15 protein-coding genes, 1 rRNA gene and 1 pseudogene are annotated in these 20,906 nt (G+C 71.7%); 9 read left to right on the forward strand and 8 right to left on the reverse strand.

The genetic code is table 11. The annotated features are described in order from the left end of the window. Window positions 1-95, forward strand: a 5S ribosomal RNA gene (rrf, locus tag ACFZDE_RS04885); the annotation flags it as partial. 78 nt (window positions 96-173) lie between these two features. On the opposite strand, the gene ACFZDE_RS04890 is transcribed toward rrf, so the two are convergent. Genes ACFZDE_RS04890 through ACFZDE_RS04910 form a run of 5 tightly spaced genes read right to left on the reverse strand, consistent with a single transcriptional unit; the run spans window position 174 to window position 5,799 of the window. Then, window positions 174-1,484 carry a DUF58 domain-containing protein gene (locus ACFZDE_RS04890; protein ID WP_391197505.1) on the reverse strand — a complete coding sequence of 437 codons (1,311 nt, stop codon included), beginning with the start codon at window positions 1,482-1,484 and terminating at the stop codon, window positions 174-176. Next, the gene (locus ACFZDE_RS04895; RefSeq protein ID WP_391198877.1) at window positions 1,484-2,473 is read right to left on the reverse strand and encodes an AAA family ATPase; all 990 of its coding nucleotides are present in this window, start codon (window positions 2,471-2,473) and stop codon (window positions 1,484-1,486) included. The genes ACFZDE_RS04890 and ACFZDE_RS04895 overlap by 1 nt, the downstream gene beginning before the upstream one ends. After that, a complete protein-coding gene (locus ACFZDE_RS04900) occupies window positions 2,473-3,669 on the reverse strand; it encodes a DUF4350 domain-containing protein (protein WP_391197507.1) in 1,197 nt (398 codons plus the stop codon). The genes ACFZDE_RS04895 and ACFZDE_RS04900 overlap by 1 nt, the downstream gene beginning before the upstream one ends. Then, window positions 3,666-4,433, reverse strand: a complete 768-nt coding sequence (locus tag ACFZDE_RS04905) for a DUF4129 domain-containing protein (protein WP_391197510.1) — start codon at window positions 4,431-4,433, stop codon at window positions 3,666-3,668. Before ACFZDE_RS04905 ends, ACFZDE_RS04900 begins: the two co-directional genes overlap by 4 nt. 4 nt (window positions 4,434-4,437) lie before the next feature. Continuing rightward, window positions 4,438-5,799 (reverse strand): glycerophosphoryl diester phosphodiesterase membrane domain-containing protein, encoded by a 1,362-nt coding sequence (locus tag ACFZDE_RS04910; protein WP_391197513.1) that lies wholly within the window; start codon window positions 5,797-5,799, stop codon window positions 4,438-4,440. Between the two features lie 140 nt (window positions 5,800-5,939). On the opposite strand from ACFZDE_RS04910, the gene mtnA reads away from it, so the two are divergent. From mtnA to ACFZDE_RS04945, 7 genes are all read left to right on the forward strand, one after another. Then, window positions 5,940-7,088, forward strand: coding sequence for an S-methyl-5-thioribose-1-phosphate isomerase (gene mtnA / locus ACFZDE_RS04915; protein ID WP_391197515.1), 1,149 nt, complete (start codon window positions 5,940-5,942; stop codon window positions 7,086-7,088). Between the two features lie 179 nt (window positions 7,089-7,267). Then, the gene (gene mtrA, locus ACFZDE_RS04920; RefSeq protein ID WP_009188938.1) at window positions 7,268-7,957 is read left to right on the forward strand and encodes a two-component system response regulator MtrA; all 690 of its coding nucleotides are present in this window, start codon (window positions 7,268-7,270) and stop codon (window positions 7,955-7,957) included. Between the two features lies 1 nt (window position 7,958). After that, the gene (mtrB, locus tag ACFZDE_RS04925; RefSeq protein WP_391197517.1) at window positions 7,959-10,118 is read left to right on the forward strand and encodes an MtrAB system histidine kinase MtrB; all 2,160 of its coding nucleotides are present in this window, start codon (window positions 7,959-7,961) and stop codon (window positions 10,116-10,118) included. Then, window positions 10,108-11,937, forward strand: coding sequence for an LpqB family beta-propeller domain-containing protein (locus tag ACFZDE_RS04930; RefSeq protein WP_391002957.1), 1,830 nt, complete (start codon window positions 10,108-10,110; stop codon window positions 11,935-11,937). Before mtrB ends, ACFZDE_RS04930 begins: the two co-directional genes overlap by 11 nt. Before the next feature lie 257 nt (window positions 11,938-12,194). Next, a complete protein-coding gene (locus tag ACFZDE_RS04935) occupies window positions 12,195-13,154 on the forward strand; it encodes a ComF family protein (RefSeq protein ID WP_391197520.1) in 960 nt (319 codons plus the stop codon). Between the two features lie 310 nt (window positions 13,155-13,464). After that, on the forward strand, window positions 13,465-14,160 hold the full coding sequence (gene hpf / locus ACFZDE_RS04940) for a ribosome hibernation-promoting factor, HPF/YfiA family (protein WP_030837593.1): 696 nt from the start codon (window positions 13,465-13,467) through the stop codon (window positions 14,158-14,160). 205 nt (window positions 14,161-14,365) lie between these two features. Then, the gene (locus ACFZDE_RS04945; protein ID WP_391197523.1) at window positions 14,366-15,112 is read left to right on the forward strand and encodes a response regulator; all 747 of its coding nucleotides are present in this window, start codon (window positions 14,366-14,368) and stop codon (window positions 15,110-15,112) included. 42 nt (window positions 15,113-15,154) lie between these two features. Here ACFZDE_RS04945 and ACFZDE_RS04950 read toward each other — a convergent pair whose 3' ends face one another. Both ACFZDE_RS04950 and ACFZDE_RS04955 read right to left on the reverse strand, forming a co-directional pair. Continuing rightward, a complete protein-coding gene (locus ACFZDE_RS04950; protein ID WP_391197526.1) occupies window positions 15,155-16,327 on the reverse strand; it encodes a DNA glycosylase AlkZ-like family protein in 1,173 nt (390 codons plus the stop codon). A 121-nt stretch (window positions 16,328-16,448) separates the two neighbouring features. Next, window positions 16,449-17,015 (reverse strand): GNAT family N-acetyltransferase, encoded by a 567-nt coding sequence (locus tag ACFZDE_RS04955; RefSeq protein ID WP_391197528.1) that lies wholly within the window; start codon window positions 17,013-17,015, stop codon window positions 16,449-16,451. A 279-nt stretch (window positions 17,016-17,294) separates the two neighbouring features. Here ACFZDE_RS04955 and secA point away from each other — a divergent pair, with 279 nt between their 5' ends. Continuing rightward, a complete protein-coding gene (secA, locus tag ACFZDE_RS04960; protein WP_391002968.1) occupies window positions 17,295-20,141 on the forward strand; it encodes a preprotein translocase subunit SecA in 2,847 nt (948 codons plus the stop codon). A 97-nt stretch (window positions 20,142-20,238) separates the two neighbouring features. Here secA and ACFZDE_RS04965 read toward each other — a convergent pair. Further along, window positions 20,239-20,889 (reverse strand): annotated as a pseudogene (locus ACFZDE_RS04965) (Rv3235 family protein); the annotation flags it as partial. Between the last annotated feature and the right edge of the window lie 17 nt (window positions 20,890-20,906).

Here is a 20,906-nt window from a genome sequence, read left to right on the forward strand (position 1 = left end):
AAACGCCCGGTTACATTCCGAACCCGGAAGCTAAGCCTTACAGCGCCGATGGTACTGCAGGGGGGACCCTGTGGGAGAGTAGGACGCCGCCGAACAATTCTTGGGAAAGCCCCCGCATCTTCGGATGCGGGGGTTTTCTGCGTTTGGGCCCCCTTTCGGGGGCCTTTCCTGTTTTATAGACGCCCTGCGGACTTCAGTGCCAGATACGCGTCCGCGAGTGCCGGCGCGAGGTCGTCCGGTGTGGCATCCACGACCGTGACGCCATGGCGGCGCAGTTGCTCAGCGGTGCGGTCGCGTTCCGACTGGGCCTGGGCGGCCGCTGCGGCCTCGTAGACGGCGTCGACATGGCCACGAGACGTCGCCATGTCGGTGATGTGCGGGTCGGCCACCGACGCCAGCAATACCGTGTGGCGCTGGGTGAGCTGGGACAGGACAGGGAGCAGGCCCTCCTCGATGGGAGCCGCGTCCAGGGTGGTGAGCAGGACGATCAGGGAACGGCGTGGGGACGTACGCAGAGCGGTGGCCGCCAGCCCTCGTGCGTCCGTTTCGAGGAGCTCAGGTTCGAGCGTGGCCATCGCGTTGACCAGGGCGGGCAGGACGTCGCCTGCGCTGCGGCCCTGGACGAGGGCGCGGACCTTCCGGTCGTAGGCGAGGAGGTCCACGCGGTCGCCGGCGCGGGAGGCGAGGGCTGCGAGGAGGAGGGCCGCGTCCATCGAGGCGTCGAGGCGCGGTGCGTCGCCCACGCGGCCGGCCGAGGTGCGGCCGGTGTCGAGGACCAGGAGGATGTGGCGGTCGCGCTCGGGGCGCCAGGTGCGTACGGCGACCGTGGTCTGCCGGGCTGTGGCGCGCCAGTCGATGGAGCGGGTGTCGTCGCCGGGAACGTACTCGCGCAGGCTGTCGAACTCCGTGCCCTCGCCGCGGGTGAGGACGCTCGTGCGGCCGTCCAGTTCGCGCAGGCGGGCCAGCTTCGAGGGCAGGTGCTTTCGGCTGGTGAACGGGGGCAGGACGCGCACCGTCCAAGGAGCCCGGTGGGTGCCCTGGCGGGCGAACAGGCCGAGGGGGCCGTACGAGCGGATGGTGATGCGGTCGGCGTGGCGGTCGCCTCGTCGGGTGGGTCGCAGGCGGGTCGTGATGCGGCGGCGTTCGCCCGGGGGGACCGTGAGGCGGTGGCGGGAGGCGGTCGTTTCCGTGCCGGGCTGCCAGCTGCTGGGCGGCCAGGCGTCGCGGAGGCGGGCGCGCAGGGGGCGGCGGGACGGGTTGGTGAGGGTGAGGGTGACGTCCGCCGTCTCGCCGAGGCGTGCGGAGGTGTCGCCGGAGCGGGTCAGGCCGAGGGGGCGTACGGGGGCGGCCAGGGCGAAGTCGCAGGCGCAGGCCACGGCCAGGGGGGCGTTGACCGCGAGGATGCCCGTCCAGCTGGGCTCCCAGATGCCGACGGGGAGGGAGCCCAGGGCCGCGAGGAGGGCGGCGCGTCCGGTGAGTGCCATCAGCGGGGGACGGGGACGTGGGCGAGGATCGCGTTGATGACGGAGTCGGCCGTCACGCCTTCCATCTCGGCCTCCGGGCGGAGTTGCACACGGTGGCGGAGCGTGGGGAGGGCAAGGGCCTTCACGTCGTCGGGGATGACGTAGTCGCGTCCCGTCAGCCAGGCCCAGGCGCGGGCGGTGGCCAGGAGGGCCGTGGCGCCTCGGGGGGAGACGCCGAGGGTGAGGGACGGCGACTCGCGGGTGGAGCGGCAGATGTCGACGACGTAGGCGGTGATCTCCGGGGAGATGGTCGTCTTGGCGACCGCGGCGCGGGCTGCCTCCAGGTCGGCCGGGCCCGCCACGGGGCGTACGCCGGCGGCGTGCAGATCGCGGGGGTTGAAGCCCTCGGCGTGGCGGGTGAGGACGTCGATCTCGTCCTGGCGGGAGGGGAGGGGGATGGTGAGTTTGAGGAGGAAGCGGTCCAGCTGGGCTTCCGGGAGGGGGTAGGTGCCCTCGTACTCGACCGGGTTCTGGGTCGCTGCGACCAGGAAGGGGTCGGGGAGGGGGCGGGGGGTGCCGTCGACGGTGACCTGGCGTTCCTCCATGGCTTCCAGGAGGGACGACTGGGTTTTGGGGGGCGTGCGGTTGATCTCGTCGGCGAGGAGGAGGTTGGTGAAGACCGGGCCGGGCTGGAAGGAGAACTCGGCGCTGCGGGTGTCGTAGACCAGGGAGCCGGTCACGTCGCTCGGCATGAGGTCGGGGGTGAACTGGACGCGCTTGGTGTCGAGTTCGAGGGCCGAGGCGAGGGCGCGGACCAGGAGGGTCTTGGCGACGCCGGGGACGCCTTCGAGGAGGACGTGGCCGCGGCAGAGCAGGGCGACGACGAGACCGGTGACGGCGGGGTCCTGGCCGACCACGGCCTTGGCGATCTCGGCGCGCAGGGCCTCCAGGGCGTCGCGGGCGGTGCCCGGGTCCCCGGTCTTCCCGGCGTTGTCAGTGGTCGGGTCCATCATGGACGGCGTACCTCTCTTTCGAGGGCGTCGAGTCGGTCGGCGAGTGCGATGAGTGCTGCGTCGTCGCTGGGCGGGGGTCCGAAGAGGAGGGTGTGCTGGTCCTGGCCGTTGCCGTGGAGGTGGGCGGACAGGGCGGGGAGCAGGGCCTCGGGCGTGTGCGCCTGGGTGACGGGGACGCCGACGAGGGGGGCGAGGCGGGTGCGGGTGGTGGAGCGAAGAGCGTCGGCCGCGCGGTCGCGGGCGTCGGTCTTGCGGTAGAGGCGGGCGCGGCCTTCGGCGGTTTCGGAGGCGCGGATCGCGACGGGGAGTTTTTCGGGCACGAGGGGGCCCAGTTGGCGTGCCCTCCACAGGGCGGCCAGGGCTGCGGCGATGAAGAGTTGCAGGGTGCCCCAGAGCCAGCCCGAGGGGAGCAGGTCGAAGAAGCTGCGTTCGTCGTCGGTGCCGTTGGCCGGCGTGTCGGAGAGCGAGGGGAGGTACCAGACCAGATGGGGGCGCGAGCCGAGGAGTTGGAGGGCGAGCGAGGCGTTGCCCTGTTCGTCGAGGCGGTTGTTGAGGAGGATGTCGGGCGCGCCGAGGGCGATGGTGTCGCCGTTGCCCTTCTCGTCCGGGAGGCGGAGCAGCGTGGCCAGGCGTTCGCTGGGGTAGCAGGCGTCGGCGCCGAGGTGGGTGGTGGTGTAGCGGACGCCTCCGGTGTCGGCGGTGCCTGCGCGGCGGGCGGCGGGCAGGGCGCAGTCGGGGGCGAGCGTCGAGTCGAGGCTGGTGGCGGGGTCGGCGGTGACGCCGGGGGCGAGCCGTTCGATGGAGGCGCTGCCGGAGGCGACCAGGACGGTGCGGCCGCCGGAGTCGGCGAACGCCTGGTGCAGGCGGGTCTGCTGAGTGGGGGTCAGCAGGTCGGGGAGGGCGACCAGGAGGGTGGTGTCCGGGCCGGCGGCGGTGGCTGCTTCGTCCAGGGTGGTGACGACGCGGGTGTTCACGCCGCGGTCGGCGAGGAGTTCGGCGACGGCGCGGCTGCCGCCGGGGTCGGCGGAGCGCGGGTCGAGTTCGCCGTGGCGGGCGTCGGAGCGGACGACGGCGATGGCGACGGCTCCCGCGAGGAGCACCACGAGGGCGAGCGCGATGCCGCGGGCGCGGGTCCACACCTGGCGGGCGGTGGGCGAGGCCGAGGTGGACGTGAGGGTGGCCTCGGTGGTCATTCGGCGGCTCCCTGGCGGGTGTTGGGGGCCGTGGTGGCGCTGCTCGTCGCGAGCTGGGGCTTGGTGCGTTCCAGGTCGCGGTCGAGTTCCGCGATGCGCTGGTACGACTCTTCGGTCGCCGAGCGGCCGCCGTACGTCACGTCGTCGAAGTCGCGGGCGGCGGTGCGCAGTCGGTCGGTGTGTGCGGGCAGGGCGCGTCCGGCTTCGGCCGCGGCCTCGTCGGCGGTGCGGCCGGGGCGGATGTCGAGGAGGGCGCGTTCTTCCAGGGCGCGGACGACGGCGCGCATGCGTTCCTGGACGGCCTGGTTCCAGTGGCCCTGGGCGGCGTGTGCCTCGGCGGCGGCGCGGTGCTCGGCGGCGCTGCGGGGGCGGTCGTCGAAGAGGGTCGCGGAGGAGGTGGGTTGGCGGCGGGGGGTGCCCAGGCGCCACCACAGGGCGGCCAGGACCGCGATGACGGCCAGGATGATGACGATCAGGCCGAGGGTGCCGCCTGGGGTGGCGGTCGAGGCGGCGTTGAGGAGTTTGCCGAGCCATTCCCAGAAGGCGTCGAGGGCGCGCTGGACCAGGCTGGGGTCGTTCTCGTGGTACATCCGCTTGGACAGTTCGCGCCGGGCCGCCTCGCGCGCGGGGTCGCGTGGGACGGTGAGGGGCGGGTCGTCGGCGGAGCGTGCCGACGACAGCAGGGAGGTGTCGCCGGCGCTCAGCAGCGTCCGTATTCCGGCGCGTGGCAGCGCCGTTGTGAGAAGTTCCCCCGCCCGGCTCACCGCATCAGCTCCCCGGGGTGGTGCCGGGGGCGGTGGGGCTGTAGCCCTGGACACCGGCGGCGCGGGCCAGTTCGAGGTCGAGGGCCTCGCGGCGGATGCGCTGGTCGATGTAGAGGAGCACGGTGACGCCGGCCGTGATCGGGAACGTGATCATGGAGCCGATCACCGAGCCGATGCCGCTGATGATGAGGAACGACCAGCCGAGGCTGCCGACACCGGTGTTGAGCCAGCCGGTGAGGCCGTCGCCGCTGAGGGCCGCGGCGAGGAGGGTGAAGGGGATGACGATGATCGAGGCGACGACGCTCGCGATGAGCGTGGCGAGCAGCTGGATGCCGAAGATCCGCCACCAGGTGCCCTGGACGAGCTTCGCGGAGCGGCTCATGGCCTTCTTGATGCCCTGCTTCTCCAGCATGAGGGCGGGAGAGGCCAGGGAGAAGCGGACGGCCAGCCACAGGGCGACGATGCCGGCGCCGATGATGCCGAGGACGGTGAGGGCGATGCCGGGGCCGCTGCTCCCGGCGAGGGTGACGAGAAGGCCGGGCAGGGCTCCGACGGTGACGACGCCGACGGTGATGAGCAGCAGTACGCAGATCAGGCCGAACAGTTTGAGGACCTGAGGGCGGGCGTCCCGCCAGGCCTCGCCGATGGTCACCGACTTGCCGAGTACGGCGCGGCTGGTGACGGTCGTGAGCAGGGCGGTCGCGATGACGGTGCCGACCAGGGAGATCACGAAGACGACGGAGGAGTTGAGCATGGCGTCGCCCATGGCGCGGCTCAGCTCACCGACGGTGGCGCTGGGGTCGTTGAGGGCCTCGGTGCTGGAGTCTTCCAGGACGAGGCCCTGGAGGAGGACGACGATGACCTCGGTGAGGACGGCGACGGTCAGAGAGATGCCGAGGACCGTGCGCCAGTAGGTGCGCATGGTGGAGACGGCGCCGTCGAGGATCTCGCCCACGCCGAGCGGGCGGAGCGGGATGACGCCGGGCTTGGCGGCGGGCGGGGGGCCGCCCCAGCCGCCTCCCCAGCCGCCGGGGCGCCCGGGGGTGCCGTAGCCGCCGGGGCCTGCGGGTCCGTAGCCGCCGGGGCCGTATCCGCCGGGGGGCTGGTTGCCCCAGCCCGGGCCGGGGGGCGGGGGCGGGGGTGCCTGGCCGGGGACGGAGGGGCCGCTGGGGGCGGACCACTGGGCCGGTGGCGGCTGGTCCTTGGACCACTGCGGGCCCGGACCCTGCGGGGCCTGGCCGGGCTGGGCCGGCTGGTCCGCGGGCTGTGCGGGGCGGTCGGTGGGCCCGGCAGGGCCGGACTGGTCCGGCTTCCGGCCGTCGGACGGGGCGGATCCGGGCGAGGCCCAGCCCGGAGTGTCGTTCATCGTCGCTCCTTCACGGTGCCCGTCCGCGGTCGCGGCGGCAGGTTGGCAGCCATCGTGCCATGGGGTGGTCTTGGAGTGACCGGCCGCGGTATGGGCTGCGTACCTTCAATTGTCCGCGCGATTGGGGGCAGACTGACGGCATGGCTGATCAGTACGCGCACAGCGGCGATGACAAGCGGCCGACCGAGATCCCGGCGATCCGCTGGGAAGAGCCACCGGAAGGCCCGGTTCTGGTCCTGCTGGACCAGACGAGGCTGCCTGCCGAGGAGGTGGAACTGGTCTGTACGGACGCGCCCGCGCTCGTGGAGGCGATCCGCTCGCTGGCCGTGCGCGGGGCGCCGCTGCTCGGCATCGCGGGGGCGTACGGTGTCGCGCTCGCCGCCGTGCGGGGCTTCGACGTGGACGAGGCGGCGGCCTCGCTGGCGGGTGCCCGGCCGACCGCGGTGAACCTGGCCGTGGGGGTACGCAGGGCGCACTCGGCGTACGAGGCCGCGCTCGCCAAGGGCGGCGACGTGCGGCAGGCGGCCGCTGCGGCGCTGGCCGCGGCGCGGCAGCTGCACCGGGAGGACGCCGAGGCCAGTGGGCGGATGGCCGAGCACGGGCTGGCGCTGCTGGACGAGCTGCTGCCCGGCGGTGGGCACCGGATCCTCACCCACTGCAACACCGGTTCGCTGGTGTCGGGCGGGGAGGGCACGGCGTTCGCGGTGGCGCTCGCGGCGCACCGGACGGGGCGGCTGCGGCGGCTGTGGGTGGACGAGACGCGTCCGCTGTTGCAGGGCGCCCGTCTGACGGCGTACGAGGCGGCGCGCAGCGGGATGGCGTACACGCTGCTCACCGACAACGCGGCGGGGTCGCTCTTCGCCGCCGGGGAGGTGGACGCGGTGCTGATCGGGGCGGACCGGATCACGGCGGATGGTTCGGTGGCGAACAAGGTCGGGAGCTATCCGCTGGCGGTGCTGGCGCGGTACCACCATGTGCCGTTCATCGTGGTGGCGCCGGTGACGACGGTGGATCTGGACACGGCGGACGGGGCGTCCGTCGAGGTGGAGCAGCGGCCCGGGCACGAGGTGACCGAGGTGACGGCGCCGCAGGTGCCGATGCTCGGTACGGAGGCGGGCGGTGGGATCCCGGTGGCACCGCTGGGGACGCAGGCGTACAACCCGGCGTTCGACGTGACGCCGGCCGAGCTGGTGACGGCGATCGTCACGGAGGAGGGTGTTGTCTCGCCGGTGACGGCCGAGGCGCTGGCCGAGGTGTGTGCGCGGTCACACTCCGTTGCGGCGGGCTGAGCCGGGCGGCCGCGACTCGGGGCGTGCGGGGCGGGGGCCGGGCCGCGGAAACCCGGCCTCGCGGCCCTGCCGTAGATCGTCCGCGGGCGGGCGAGGGCAGACAGTAGCGCTTGCTGCGACTATGGTCACTGGCCGGTGACCTACCTCACCACTGCCTTCGCCACTGTTATGAGAATGGGATGATGTCGTTTATGAAGGGACGAGTCCTGGTCGTCGACGACGACACCGCACTGGCCGAGATGCTCGGCATTGTGCTGCGTGGTGAGGGTTTCGAGCCGTCGTTCGTGGCCGACGGTGACAAGGCGCTGGCCGCGTTCCGCGAGGCCAAGCCGGATCTGGTGCTGCTCGACCTCATGCTGCCCGGCCGGGACGGCATCGAGGTGTGCCGTCTGATCAGGGCGGAGTCGGGCGTGCCGATCGTGATGCTGACCGCGAAGAGCGACACGGTCGACGTCGTCGTGGGCCTGGAGTCGGGCGCCGACGACTACATCGTGAAGCCGTTCAAGCCGAAGGAGCTGGTGGCCCGGATCCGGGCGCGGCTCAGGAGGTCGGAGGAGCCCGCTCCGGAGCAGCTCGCCATCGGTGACCTGGTCATCGACGTGGCGGGGCACTCCGTGAAGCGGGACGGGCAGTCGATCGCGCTGACGCCGCTGGAGTTCGACCTGCTGGTCGCGCTCGCGCGCAAGCCGTGGCAGGTGTTCACCCGCGAGGTGCTGCTGGAGCAGGTCTGGGGTTACCGGCACGCGGCGGACACGCGGCTGGTCAACGTCCATGTGCAGCGGCTGCGCTCCAAGGTCGAGAAGGACCCGGAGAAGCCGGAGATCGTGGTGACCGTCCGTGGTGTCGGTTACAAGGCAGGGCCGAGCTGACATGACCGGCGACAGTGCCGCTTCGGCGCCCGGCCGGTCCGGGGCCCGCCCGGAGCGGCCTGTCGGGCGGAAGGAAGGTTCCGGCTCCCGCTGGGCGCGGTTCCTGGAGAGCGGACTGCTGCGCGGCGGGGTCCAGGGCAGCCCGGTCATCCGCCTGTTCATGCGGTGGGTGCGCCGGCCGCTGCTGCCCGTCATGCGGCTGTGGCGGCGCAACATCCAGCTCAAGGTCGTCGTCACGACGCTGCTGATGTCGCTGGGTGTGGTGCTGCTGCTGGGCTTCGTTGTCATCGGGCAGGTGCGCAACGGCCTGCTGGACGCCAAGGTGAAGGCGTCCCAGAGCCAGGCCACGGGCGGTTTCGCGGTGGCCAAGCAGCGGGCCGACGAGGCGGCGAGCGGCACCGGGGACGACGCCGCCACCTCGGACGGGCGCCCCGCGCAGAACGTCACTCCGTGGATGAGCGACCTGGTCTCCTCGCTGTCCAGCGGCGGTCAGGGCGCCTTCGACGTGGTGACGCTCCCGGCGTCCGACGCCGACGCCGGCGGTGGCCGCGGGCAGCGTGCCTCCGGCGAGGTGGACTGGAGCAGGAGCGTCCCCGCCGACCTGCGCGAGCGGATCGGCAGCAGCACGACGGCCGCGCAGAGCTACACCCGCATCACGTACAACAACCCGGCCAAGGACTCCCAGCCGGGCCTGGTCATCGGCAAGCAGGTCAACGACCCCAACGGCGACCCGTACCAGCTCTACTACCTCTTCCCGCTGACCCAGGAGGAGAAGTCGCTGAGCCTGGTCAAGGGCACGCTGGCGACGGCCGGGCTGTTCGTGGTCGTGCTGCTCGGGGCCATCGCGTGGCTGGTGGTGCGGCAGGTCGTGACGCCGGTGCGGATGGCGGCGGGCATCGCCGAGCGGCTGTCGGCCGGGCGGCTCCAGGAGCGTATGAAGGTCACCGGTGAGGATGACATCGCGCGGCTCGGTGAGGCCTTCAACAAGATGGCGCAGAACCTCCAGCTGAAGATCAGCCAGCTGGAGGACCTGTCGCGTATGCAGCGCCGGTTCGTGTCGGACGTGTCGCACGAGCTGCGTACGCCGCTGACGACCGTACGGATGGCCGCGGACGTCATCCATGAGGCGCGGGTGGACTTCGACCCGGTGACCGCGCGGTCGGCGGAGCTGCTCGCCGATCAGCTGGACCGGTTCGAGTCGCTGCTCGCGGACCTGCTGGAGATCAGCCGGTTCGACGCCGGGGCCGCCGCGCTGGAGGCGGAGCCGATAGACCTCAGGGACGTCGTCCGGCGGGTGGTCAGCGGGGCCGAGCCGCTCGCGGAGCGCAAGGGCACGCGGATCCGGATCCTGGGCGACCAGCAGCCCGTGGTCGCCGAGGCCGACGCCCGGCGCGTGGAGCGGGTGCTGCGCAACCTCGTCGTCAACGCCGTCGAGCACGGCGAGGGCCAGGACGTCGTCGTCAAGCTCGCCGCGGCGGGCGGGGCGGTGGCCGTGGCGGTGCGGGACTACGGGGTCGGGCTCAAGCCGGGCGAGGCGACCCGGGTGTTCAGCCGCTTCTGGCGGGCCGATCCGGCACGCGCGCGTACCACGGGCGGTACGGGCCTGGGGCTGTCCATCGCCCTGGAGGACGCGCGGCTGCACGGCGGCTGGTTGCAGGCGTGGGGCGAGGCGGGCGGTGGTTCGCAGTTCCGGCTGACGCTGCCCAGGACCGCCGACGAGCCGCTGCGGGGCTCCCCGATACCGCTGGAGCCCAAGGACTCACGGCGCAACCGGGGTCTCGACGACGCCGGGCTGCCCTGCGGCGGCGGGGATGGCGAGAAGCGGGCGACCGTGCCGGCCCAGCCGGTGAGCGGGCCGGTGCCGCAGGGGGCGAAGCGGGACCCGATACCGCCCCGTGTGGCCCCCACCGTGGACCCGACGGCGCTGCCCGGCAACGGTTCGCGTGTCGTGCCCCGGCCCGCCTCGGGCACACGGCGGCAGGACCCGCCGGCGGGCACCGGCCAGTCCGCCGCCCGCGCGGGCGGCCAGGAGCGGCCCGGACGCGACGAGGGTGACGCCGGGCGGGGTCCGGTGGTGAACGGGCCGCGGGACGAGAACGACGGCCGGGAGAGCGAGCCGGGGGACGTGGACAGGCAAGGGGAGGCATCTCGTGGGCGCTGACCGCGAGGGGCGCGGCCGGCGCAGGCACGCGCGCGTGATGGCGTACGCCGCCGGTGGCGTCCTGGTGCTGGCGGGGTGCGCCTCGATGCCGGACAGCGGGGATCTGCGGGGCGTGGAGTCCACCCCGCGCCAGGAGACCCAGGTGCGGGTCTTCGCCGTGCCGCCGGGGGAGGACGCGCCGCCCTCGGAGATCGTGCAGGGCTTCCTGGAGGCGCTCACCAGCGACGACCCGCACTACAAGACCGCGCGCCAGTACCTGACCGGCGAAGCCGCGAAGGCGTGGCGGCCCGAGGCGTCCGTCACGGTGCTGACCGACGGGCCCGGAGCCAAACCGGAGGCGGGCGGTGGCGGGGAGGACACCGGCAAGATCTCGTACATGCTGACCGGCGACAAGGTCGCCACCGTCGACGCGCAGCAGGCCTACGCGCCGGCGACCGGGGCGTACGGCAGGAGCGTGCACCTGACGCAGGACAGCAAGCGGCAGTGGCGGATCGACGCGCTGCCGCAGGGCGTCGTCATCGGTGAGTCGGACTTCCTGCGCAACTACATGTCCGTCAGCAAGTACTACTTCGCCTCGAACACCGAGGCGGCCGGGTCGAAGTCCCAGCCCACGGCGGTCGCCGACCCCGTCTATGTGCGCCGCCGCGTGGATCCGATGACCCAGATGGTGAACTCCCTGCTGCACGGGCCCACGCGATGGCTCGGACCCGTGGTCAGATCGAGCTTCCCCACCGGTACGGCGCTGGCGAAGGGCGCCGGCGCGCTGACGCCCGACGACCGGAACAAGCTGACCATCCCGCTCAACGACAAGGCGGCCCGCGTCGGCACCAACCGGTGCCAGGAGATGGCCGCGCAGATCCTGTTCACGCTGCGCAACCTCAGCCCCGCCGTGGACGAGGTCGGGCTGCGGGCCGGCGGGTCGGAGCTGTGCTCGCTCACGCGGGGCTCGGCCGACGCGGCGGCCTCCCGGAGCTCGGCGCGCCACCCCGACTACCTGTACTTCGTGGACGGCAAGCACCGACTCGTGCGGATCCCCACGGGCAACAGCGGCACCGACGCGGACGCGGCGCCGGGGGCGCTCGGCGAGGGCGACACCGCGCTGCGGTCGGCGGCCGTCTCGCGTGACGAGCGCACCGCGGCCGGCGTCAGCCTCGACGGCCGGTCGCTGTACGTGGGGTCGCTGGTCTCGGGCGGTTCGCTGGGCGAGCCGCTGCTGCGCAGCCGGGGCCCGGCCGAGAAGGACCGGTTGACGACCCCCAGCTGGGACGCGGACGACGGCCTGTGGGTCGCCGACCGCGACCCCGGCCGTCCGCGGCTGCTCTTCTTCGAGGAGGGCAAGGGCGATCCGGTTCAGGTGCGGATGCCGCACCTGGACGGACGGATCCAGTCTGTGCGGGTGGCCGCGGACGGGGTGCGCATCGCGCTCGTCGTGGAGAAGGGCGGCAAGAAGACCCTTCTCATCGGGCTGATCGAGCGGGACGGCGAGCCGGGTGGCAAGCCGGCCGTGAGCGTGGTGGAACTGCGCTCCGCGACGCCGGAGTTGGAGCAGGTCACGACCATGTCGTGGGCCGGGGACAGCCGGCTCGTGGTGGTCGGGCGCGAGCACGGGGGCGTCGAGCAGATGCGGTACGTCCAGGTCGACGGCTCCACGCCGGACGTGCCGGCGCCCGCGGCTCTGACGGGCGTCAAGGAGGTCACGGCGTCCGAGGACGACCAGCTGCCGTTGGTGGCGTACTCGGTGGACGGCATCGTGCGGCTGCCCACGGGCGAGCAGTGGAAGAAGGTCACGGAGGGGACGGCTCCGGTGTATCCGGGGTGAGGTGAGCGTTCCCGGTCGCGGAGGGGGCCGGGGCGCCGGGGCGGATGGCCGCTCCTGCCGGGGTCGACTCGGGAGGGGCGGCTTTTGGGGTTCCGGGGGCCGGACAGGGGGGCCGGGACAGAGGGGGCCCGGACAGGGGGCCAGGCAGGGGGCTGCCGCCTGGTCTCCCGCGAGGTGGCTTGCCGGTTCTTTGTCCACAGGGGCGCCGTTATCCACAGGGGTGGCGGGGCCCGGGCCGTGTCGGCACAGTGGACGTCATGCGGGGGTGGTGGCAGGACCTCACCGACCTGGTGCTGCCGGGCGAGTGCGGGGGCTGCGGAGTGGCTCGTACGGTGCTGTGCGCGCGGTGCCGTGCGGTGCTGGGCGGAGCCGAGGCGCAGCGGGTGCGGCCGGTGCCGGAGCCGCCCGGGTTGCCCGTGGTGCACGCGGCCGCCCGGTACGCGGACGAGGTCCGGGCGACGCTGCTGGCCCACAAGGAGCGGGGCGCCCTGGCACTGGCCGGACCGCTCGGGGTGGCACTGGCGGGCGCCGTGCGGGCGGGGCTGAGGCGTGCTGTGGCTCCGGCGGGGGCCGGGGCGGCGTGGCCCCGGGGCGGCAGGGCGCCGGTGCTGCTCGTGCCGGTGCCGTCCGGGCGGCGTTCCGTGCGGGCCCGGGGACATGATCCGGCGCGGCGGATCGCATTCGCGGCGGCGGGTGAGCTGCGGCGGAGGGGAGTCGCGGCGCGGGTGGCCGGGGTGCTGCGGCAGCGGCGGGCCGTGGCCGACCAGTCGGGGCTCAACTCCCGGCAGCGGCTGGACAATCTCGCGGGGGCTCTGCTGGTGGCTCCCGCGGGAGCGCGGTTGCTCTTCGGGGGCCGGGTCGTCCTGGTCGACGACGTGATGACCACGGGTGCCTCCCTGTCGGAGGCCGCGCGAGCCGTGCGGGCGGTTTCGTCCGCTCCTGAAGGCCTGCCCGAGGGCCGATCCGGGGACCCGTCCGGTGGGCAGGGCGGGGTGCCGGGGCCGATTCCGAACGCTGCGTGGACTTCGACCGTGTACGAGGGAGAGACGTGGGAAAGCAGAGAAGAACAGAACGTCGGATCAAGGCGGGAGAGGACGGGTCGGTGGCCCGACCGGCAGGTAAACGCGGGTGTGGGTGACGCCGGCGGAGTCGTTGACCTGGTGTGCGCGGCAGTCGTCGCGGCATCACCGGACTCTTTCGAAATAAACCGGAACTGACTGAGATCTTGTGTCGTTGCAGGTAACGAGAGGGCCTTTTCACCTGAACGGAGGTACGCCGCAGTAGAGGGTGACGACATCCGTCCGGGCGAGATATGTTCGGTTGAGAGGAAAGCCGCAGGCCACACCTCTCAAAACCGAATGCCGTGCTGCGGGTTTTTCATCATCACTCGCGACGGTGGAGTGGAGATCTCGCTCGCGGGGGAGGAGGTGGAAGTCACCGAGTCCGAGGTTCCGGGACTCACCGGAGCCTGGTGCAAAAGGGAGACGCTCCGCACCGAAGCGGAGCGATCCGGGAACGGAGTTCTGCGTGGACATCGTCGTCAAGGGCCGCAAGACCGAGGTGCCCGAGCGGTTCCGGAAGCACGTGGCCGAGAAGCTGAAGCTGGAGAAGATCCAGAAGCTCGATGGCAAGGTGATCAGCCTCGACGTCGAGGTGTCCAAGGAGCCCAACCCCCGGCAGGCCGACCGTTGCGACCGAGTGGAGATCACGCTCCGCTCCCGCGGCCCGGTGATCCGGGCGGAGGCAGCGGCGAGCGATCCGTACGCGGCGCTCGACCTGGCGGCGGAAAAGCTGGAAGCCCGGCTGCGCAGGCAGCACGACAAGCGGTATTCGCGCCGTGGTGCGCGCCGGATCCCGGCCGCCGAGGTCGCCGACCACGTCCCGGGCGTGGCGACACTCAATGGAAACGGACTCGTGCCGGCTCCCGAGGAGGAGCCCGAGGCCGTACCCACGAAGAAGATCGGCTCGCTGGAAGTGCAGGGTGACGGCCCCATCGTCGTCCGCGAGAAGACCCACGTCGCGGCACCCATGACCCTCGACCAGGCTCTCTACGAGATGGAGCTGGTCGGGCACGACTTCTACCTGTTCGTCGACTCCGAGACCAAGGAACCGAGTGTCGTCTACCGACGGCACGCCTACGACTACGGCGTGATCCACCTCAGCACGGACACGATGGTCACCCAGGCGCACTCCCCGGACGCGGGCGGTGCGCTCGGCGGCTGACCCTGCCGGTGACAGCGGAACAGGTGCCCCTGGAGCGCGTGTGCGCCCCCAGGGGCACCCCCGTGCGACCACTTCGCGCCCCGCTCCGGCACCCCGGCGCCGTCCGGGCATGAAATCATGGAGGCCACGGCCCAACCGGTGGGTCGTTGCTCTGGGTTGGCGATGGCTCAGGACCTCAAGGCCACAGCCTTCAGGGGGAGGAACGATGGCGGACAGCTTCGGACCGATGCGTGACGAGGATGCCCACGACGGCGTCGTCGGCATGGGCCCGGACTCGGGGACTCCACGCAAGGAACCGATCAGAGTCCTCGTGGTGGACGACCACGCCCTGTTCCGCCGTGGCCTGGAGATCGTGCTCGCGGCCGAGGAGGACATCCAGGTCATCGGGGAGGCGGGCGACGGCGCCGAGGCCGTCGAGAAGGCCGCCGACCTGCTGCCCGACATCGTCCTGATGGACGTGCGGATGCCCAAGCGGGGCGGGATCGAGGCCTGCACCTCCATCAAGGAGGTGGCACCCAGCGCCAAGATCATCATGCTGACGATCAGCGACGAGGAAGCCGATCTCTACGACGCCATCAAGGCGGGGGCGACCGGCTATCTCCTCAAGGAGATCTCCACGGACGAGGTGGCCACCGCCATTCGCGCGGTGGCCGACGGGCAGTCGCAGATCAGCCCGTCCATGGCGTCGAAACTCCTCACGGAGTTCAAGTCGATGATCCAGCGCACGGACGAACGCCGGCTGGTGCCCGCGCCGCGTCTGACCGACCGCGAACTGGAAGTCCTGAAGCTGGTCGCCACGGGAATGAACAACCGAGACATCGCCAAGGAGTTGTTCATCTCCGAGAACACCGTGAAGAACCACGTCCGCAACATCCTGGAGAAGCTGCAGCTGCACTCCAGGATGGAAGCGGTGGTGTACGCGATGCGGGAGAAGATCCTCGAGATCCGCTAGGGACCGGGGCCCCTACGTCAGGGACCCGGGGCCCTGGCCTCCTCAGTCGAGAATGCGGGTGAGTTCCCTCGCCAGGGGCTCGCGCAGGTCAGGTGCGTCGACCCGCTCCACGCGGACGTTCGTGCAGTCCACCCAGGTCGCCGCCTCCGCCAGGGCCTGAACGATCGCCGGTACGGCCTTCGGGCCGTCGAGGGAGACCTGCTTGGCCACCAGCGTGCGGCCCTCGCGGGCTGGATCCACGCGGCCGACGAGACGCCCGCCGGCCAGCACCGGCATCGCGAAGTAGCCGTACACCCGCTTCGGTTTGGGGACGTAGGCCTCCAGGCGGTGGGTGAAGCCGAAGATCCGCTCCGTGCGCGCCCGCTCCCAGATCAGGGAGTCGAAAGGCGACAGGAGTGTGGTGCGGTGACGGCCGCGCGGCGGCGTCTCCAGGGCAGCCGGGTCGGCCCAGGCCGGTTTGCCCCAGCCCTCCACCGAGACCGGGACCAGGCCCGATTCCGCGATCACCGCGTCGAACTGCTCGCCCTTGAGCCGGTGGTAGTCGGCGATGTCCGCGCGTGTGCCGACCCCTAGGGCACGGCCCGCCAGCCCGACCAGACGGCGCAGGCACTCGGTGTCGTCCAGCTCGTCGTGCAGCAGCTCCTGCGGAACGGCGCGCTCGGCGAGGTCGTAGACGCGCTTCCAGCCGCGGCGCTCCACACAGACCACCTCGCCGTACATCAGGGCGCGTTCGACGGCGACCTTGGAGCCGGACCAGTCCCACCAGTCGCTCGTCTTCTTCGCGCCGCCCAACTCCGTCGCGGTGAGGGGGCCTTCGGTGCGGAGCTGTTTGATGACCTGGTCGTAGGTGCCGTCGGGCAGGTCGTGGTTCCAGTGCGGGCGGTTGCGGTAGGCGCGGCGGCGGAAGGCGAAGTGGGGCCAATCCTCGATGGGGAGGATGCAGGCGGCGTGGGACCAGTACTCGAAGGAGTGCGTGTCCTTCCAGTAGGCGTCGTCGACCGTCTTGCGGCCGACCGCGCCGAGGCGGGCGTACGGAACGAGCTCGTGGGAGCGGGCCAGCACCGAGATGGTGTCGAGCTGTATCGCGCCCAGGTGGCGGAGGACGCCGCGGACGCCGGAGCGACGGTCGGGCGCGCCGAGGAACCCTTGGGCGCGGAGCGCGATTCTGCGGGCCTCGTCGGCGGAGAGGTCTGCGATGGGGCGCGGGGTGGTCATGGCCGCAGACTAGGGGGTGGGTCTGACAATGCGGTGCGACCTGCGGTTCTGCCCAGGCGAGCGGGTCTGTGCGGGGCCGCGGTTCTGGCTGCGGCCGCGGTTGTGCCCAGGGCCGGGCCGGTCAGCGCGCCGGGAGGTACGGCGCCGTCGAGGGGAGGCCCAGGTCCGAGGGGAGCAGGGAGCCCACCCAGATGTCCCGGCGCACTCCGTTGTTGTTCATCGCGGATCGCAGCGTGCCCTCGATCGTGAAGCCCGCTCGCTGAGCCACCGCACGGGACGCCCGGTTCCCCACCTCCGCACGCCATTCGACGCGGTCGAGAGCGGCCTGGGTGAAGGCCCAGCGGCAGGTGGTGAGGGCGGCCTCGGTGATGTAGCCGTTGGCGCGGTGCTCCTTCACGGCCCAGAAGCCGAGCTCGCCCATGCCGAGGGCGCGCAGGGTGATGCTGATCATGCCCGCGAGTTCTCCGGAGTGCAGGAAGACGCCGAAGGTGAACATGGAGCCGTCCGCCCAGCCGTCCGGGACCAGTTGTTCCGTGAAGCTCCGGGCGTGCTCGCCCAGATAGGGCGAGGGGATCGTGGTCCAGCGCTGGATGTCGAGGTCCTGGCAGGCGTCGTACACCGCGTCGGTGTCCTGGGCGCCGACCGTGCGCAGCAGGAGGCGGTCCGTGGTGAGGGTGACGGGGTCCATCGGCCGATTCTGCGCGGAGGCAGGTCACGACGCCATGGGTTTGCCCTCGGTGAAGGAGTGGTCACACGGTGTGCAATTCGGTGGAGGGGTGCGGCACTATCCGAGGGGGCCGCACGTTGTCCCCTTTGAAGCAGACGTGAATCAGAATGGAAGCAGCGGACGGTGCCGTCACGGCAGGCCCTCCCGGCGCGGTGGGGTCCTCGCATACGATGGCCGTTGCTCAGTAAGTCAAGTGGTAACCGACCGTCCCAGGCCCGACCGGCAAGGAGACCAACCCCCGTGTCCGTCCTCTCGAAGATCATGCGTGCAGGCGAAGGCAAGATCCTGCGCAAGCTGCACCGCATCGCGGACCAGGTCAACTCCATCGAAGAGGACTTCGTCGACCTCTCCGACGCCGAGCTGCGCGCCCTCACCGATGAGTACAAGCAGCGCTACGCCGACGGCGAGACCCTGGACGACCTGCTGCCCGAGGCCTTCGCCACCGTCCGCGAGGCCGCCAAGCGCGTCCTCGGCCAGCGTCACTACGACGTGCAGATGATGGGTGGCGCGGCCCTGCACATGGGCTACGTGGCCGAGATGAAGACGGGCGAGGGCAAGACCCTCGTCGGCACCCTGCCGGCGTATCTGAACGCCCTGTCCGGCAAGGGCGTCCACATCATCACGGTCAACGACTACCTGGCCGAGCGCGACTCCGAGATGATGGGCCGCGTCCACCGGTTCCTGGGCCTCGAGGTCGGCTGCATCCTCGCCAACATGACGCCGGCTCAGCGCCGCGAGCAGTACGCCTGCGACATCACGTACGGCACGAACAACGAGTTCGGCTTCGACTACCTGCGCGACAACATGGCGTGGTCCCAGGACGAGCTCGTCCAGCGCGGCCACAACTTCGCCATCGTCGACGAGGTCGACTCCATCCTCATCGACGAGGCCCGTACGCCGCTGATCATCTCCGGCCCGGCCGACCAGGCCACCAAGTGGTACGGGGACTTCGCCAAGCTGGTCAAGCGCCTCAAGCGCGGCGAGGCCGGTCAGCCGCTCAAGGGCCTCGAGGAGACCGGCGACTACGACGTCGACGAGAAGAAGCGCACGGTCGCCATCCACGAGTCCGGCGTCGCCAAGGTCGAGGACTGGCTGGGCATCGACAACCTCTACGAGTCGGTGAACACCCCTCTGGTGGGCTACCTGAACAACGCCATCAAGGCCAAGGAGCTCTTCAAGAAGGACAAGGACTACGTCATCATCGACGACGAGGTCATGATCGTCGACGAGCACACCGGACGTATCCTCGCGGGCCGCCGTTACAACGAGGGCATGCACCAGGCGATCGAGGCCAAGGAAGCGGTGCCGATCAAGGACGAGAACCAGACGCTCGCCACGATCACCCTCCAGAACTTCTTCCGCCTCTACAAGCGCCACGACCACAACGACAAGGAACAGCCCGGTCTGTGCGGCATGACCGGTACGGCCATGACCGAGGCCGCCGAGTTCCACCAGATCTACAAGCTCGGCGTGGTGCCCATCCCGACGAACCGGCCGATGGTCCGCAAGGACCAGTCGGACCTGATTTACCGGACCGAGGTCGCCAAGTTCGAGGCGGTCGTCGACGACATCGAGGAGAAGCACCGCAAGGGCCAGCCGATCCTCGTCGGCACGACCTCCGTCGAGAAGTCCGAGTACCTCTCGCAGCAGCTCAGCAAGCGCGGCATCCAGCACGAGGTGCTCAACGCCAAGCAGCACGACCGGGAGGCGACGATCGTCGCCCAGGCCGGCCGCAAGGGCGCCGTCACGGTGGCGACCAACATGGCCGGCCGTGGTACGGACATCAAGCTCGGCGGCAACCCCGAGGACCTCGCCGAGGCGGAGCTGCGCCAGCGCGGCCTCGACCCCGAGGAGCACATCGAGGAGTGGGCGCACGCCCTGCCCGAGGCGCTCGAGCGGGCCGAGAAGGCCGTCCAGAACGAGAAGGACGAGGTCGAGAAGCTCGGCGGGCTCTATGTGCTGGGCACCGAGCGGCACGAGTCGCGGCGCATCGACAACCAGCTGCGCGGTCGTTCCGGCCGACAGGGCGACCCGGGCGAGTCCCGCTTCTACCTCTCCCTCGGTGACGACCTGATGCGGCTGTTCAAGGCCCAGATGGTCGAGCGCGTGATGTCGATGGCGAACGTCCCGGACGACGTGCCGATCGAGAACAAGATGGTCACGCGCGCGATCGCCTCCGCCCAGTCGCAGGTCGAGCAGCAGAACTTCGAGACGCGCAAGAACGTCCTGAAGTACGACGAGGTCCTCAACCGCCAGCGCGAGGTCATCTACGGCGAGCGGCGCCGCGTCCTGGAGGGCGAGGACCTGCACGAGCAGGTGCAGCACTTCATGGACGACACCATCGACGCCTACGTCCAGGCCGAGACCGCAGAGGGCTTCCCCGAGGACTGGGACCTCGACCGGCTGTGGGGCGCCTTCAAGCAGCTCTACCCGTGCAACGTCTCGATCGAGGAGCTGGAGGAGGCGGCCGGCGACCGGGCCGGACTGACCGCCGAGTTCATCGGCGACTCCATCAAGGACGACATCCACGACCAGTACCAGGCGCGTGAGACGCAGCTCGGCTCCGAGATCATGCGTGAGCTGGAGCGCCGGGTCGTGCTGTCGGTGCTGGACCGCAAGTGGCGCGAGCACCTCTACGAGATGGACTACCTCCAGGAGGGCATCGGCCTGCGCGCCATGGCGCAGAAGGACCCGCTGGTCGAGTACCAGCGCGAGGGCTTCGACATGTTCACCGCCATGATGGAGGGCATCAAGGAGGAGTCCGTCGGCTACCTGTTCAACCTGGAGGTCCAGGTCGAGCAGCAGGTCGAGGAGGTCCCGGTCGAGGACGCCAAGCCGGTGGCCGACCTCGAGAAGCAGGACGCGGTGCCGGCGCAGGCGGGCTCCCGGCCGGAGATCCGCGCCAAGGGGCTCGACGTCCCGCAGCGGCGCAACCTGCACTTCTCCGCGCCGACGGTCGACGGCGAGGGCGGCACCATCGAGGGCGACTTCACCGAGGACGGCGAGCCGGTGCGCTCCGAGGCCGACGGCCTGACGCGTGCGGAGCGGCGCAAGCAGTCGCGGGGCCGGGGGCGTCGCAAGAAGTGACGGTCGCCGAGGCGGCGTAGTGGCTTGAGGGGCCGGACACCTGAGGGTGTCCGGCCCCTCGGTTTCTGTGCGCCTTGGTCGGACCGTTCTGTGCGCCTCAGTCGGACCGCGGGCGGGGTGGGCGGGGGCCGAGTTCCACCGCCGTGCAGCGCCAGCGCAGGTCCTGGCCTAGTTCCAGGCGGAAGGCCATGGCGCGCAGCCGGTCACCGGCGCCGACGCGTGCGAAGGCCTCGATGGCGCCCGGGCGGGGTTCGAAGTAGCCGATGTCGCGCACGACGGGGCGGATGCCGCGGGTGCGCAGGGGGCCGCGTTCGGCCAGCCAGGCCAGTTCGTCGTAGGCCCGGCCGCGGGTGTGCCGGAGCATCGAGTGGACGGGGCGGTGACCGCTCAGCACGGCGACCAGGAGGTCGGCGAACACGTCGGTGGGCAGGGGCTGGGGGACTGCCGCGTGCCGGGACGCTTGGTCCGGGACGCGTGGGGTGGGTTCGGCGGAGGTGGCCGTCGTGGCGGCAGGGGTGGTGGGGGCGGCAGGGGCGGTGGGGGCGACGGGGGTGGCGACGCCCGCGCGCGGGGCCCCGGGGGCGGACGTCTCAGGGGCCCTGCGGGTGGCTGCGCGGGTCGGGGCGGGGGTGGGCGGACGAGTGTCCGCCGGGCGGCTGCGAGGGCCCCTGCCGCGAGCGGAGGCCGGTGGACGACCGCCGGCGGCCGAAGGCCGGGAACGCCCGCTGCCGGGGGACCTCGGGGGTGCGGCGGAGGTGGGGGTGG

The organism is Streptomyces sp. NPDC007929 (assembly GCF_042959065.1).
In the GTDB taxonomy this organism is placed as follows: Bacteria; Actinomycetota; Actinomycetes; order Streptomycetales; family Streptomycetaceae; genus Streptomyces.

Bases quoted from the DNA above. Each gene is read 5' to 3' on its own strand.
- mtrA (WP_009188938.1), top strand. From the start codon at position 7,268: ATGATGTCGTTTATGAAGGGACGAGTCCTGGTCGTCGACGACGACACC.
- ACFZDE_RS04955 (WP_391197528.1), bottom strand. From the start codon at position 17,015: ATGGACCCCGTCACCCTCACCACGGACCGCCTCCTGCTGCGCACGGTC.
- mtrB (WP_391197517.1), top strand. From the start codon at position 7,959: ATGACCGGCGACAGTGCCGCTTCGGCGCCCGGCCGGTCCGGGGCCCGC.
- ACFZDE_RS04935 (WP_391197520.1), top strand. From the start codon at position 12,195: ATGCGGGGGTGGTGGCAGGACCTCACCGACCTGGTGCTGCCGGGCGAG.
- ACFZDE_RS04890 (WP_391197505.1), bottom strand. From the start codon at position 1,484: ATGGCACTCACCGGACGCGCCGCCCTCCTCGCGGCCCTGGGCTCCCTC.
- ACFZDE_RS04950 (WP_391197526.1), bottom strand. From the start codon at position 16,327: ATGACCACCCCGCGCCCCATCGCAGACCTCTCCGCCGACGAGGCCCGC.
- ACFZDE_RS04895 (WP_391198877.1), bottom strand. From the start codon at position 2,473: ATGGACCCGACCACTGACAACGCCGGGAAGACCGGGGACCCGGGCACC.
- ACFZDE_RS04900 (WP_391197507.1), bottom strand. From the start codon at position 3,669: ATGACCACCGAGGCCACCCTCACGTCCACCTCGGCCTCGCCCACCGCC.
- mtnA (WP_391197515.1), top strand. From the start codon at position 5,940: ATGGCTGATCAGTACGCGCACAGCGGCGATGACAAGCGGCCGACCGAG.
- ACFZDE_RS04945 (WP_391197523.1), top strand. From the start codon at position 14,366: ATGGCGGACAGCTTCGGACCGATGCGTGACGAGGATGCCCACGACGGC.
- ACFZDE_RS04910 (WP_391197513.1), bottom strand. From the start codon at position 5,799: ATGAACGACACTCCGGGCTGGGCCTCGCCCGGATCCGCCCCGTCCGAC.